General features: G+C 63.6%; 1 protein-coding gene. It reads right to left on the bottom strand.

Annotation, left to right across the window (positions count from 1 at the left end):
- Positions 1-8: 8 nt before the first annotated feature.
- The coding region (gene tnpC, locus AU465_RS33035) for an IS66 family transposase (protein ID WP_192257201.1) at positions 9-998 on the bottom strand (990 nt) is incomplete at its 5' end.

Raw genomic sequence — 998 nt, 5'->3', positions numbered from 1 at the left:
CGCTGTTCTCAGGCCACGGCCTTGAGCGGCATAGGTCTGTAGGCCCAAGGCAGCAGATCGTCGATCTGGCTTTGTGGATGGCCGGCGACGATCCGGGCGATCACGTCAGCGAGATAGGTATGAGGCTCGACGCCGTTGAGCTTGCATGTCTCGATCAGCGAAGCGATCGTTGCCCAGTGCTCGGCGCCGCCGTCGGAGCCGGCGAAGAGCGCATTCTTGCGGTTCAGCGCAATGGGACGGATGGCGCGCTCGACGACGTTGGAGTCGATCTCGATCGTACCGTTGTCGAGGAATCGTGTCAGACCTTGCCAGCGCGAGAGTGCGTAGCGGATAGCTTCCGCCAGCTTGGTCTTCTGGCTGATTAGGGTGAGTTGCTGCCTAAGCCACGGCTCAAGGGCATTGATGACGGGACGGCTTCTCTCCTGGCGGACGGCGCGGCGTTCGTCGGCGGAGCGACCCCGGATCTCGCTCTCAATGCGGTAGAGTTGGGCGATGCGGGCGAGCGCCTCCGTCGCGATCGGCGCGGGGCCGGACTGCGCGAGCTCATAGAAGCGGCGACGCACGTGCGACCAGCAAAAGGCCAAACTCACGGCGTTGCGTTCGGCCAGCGCCTTGTAGCCCGCGTATCCGTCGACCTGCAGGGTTCCGACAAAGCCCTGAAGATGCCGGATCGGCTGTTCAGCCTTGCGGTCCGGAGCGTAGAGATAGGCGACGCCGGGTAGGTTCATTCCGCCCCAAGGTCGGTCATCTCGGGCATAGGCGAACAACTGCCCCGTTTTGGTCCGCCCCCGGCCCGGATCAAGCACAGGCGCAGTGGTCTCGTCCGCGAAGAGCTTGTCTGAAGCCTTCAGCCGCTCGAACAGCCGCTCATGCACAGGGCGAAGCAGGAAAGCTGCCTTGCCCACCCAGTCGGCGAGTGTCGAACGGTCGAGATTGATGCCCTGGCGGGCGTAGATCTGGGCCTGACGATATAGGGGAAGGTGGTCGGCATACTTCGA

It is taken from the genome of Mesorhizobium silamurunense (assembly GCF_014843905.1).
Taxonomy (GTDB): domain Bacteria; phylum Pseudomonadota; class Alphaproteobacteria; order Rhizobiales; family Rhizobiaceae; genus Mesorhizobium; species Mesorhizobium silamurunense.
This window is presented reverse-complemented; position numbering and strand designations above follow the sequence as displayed.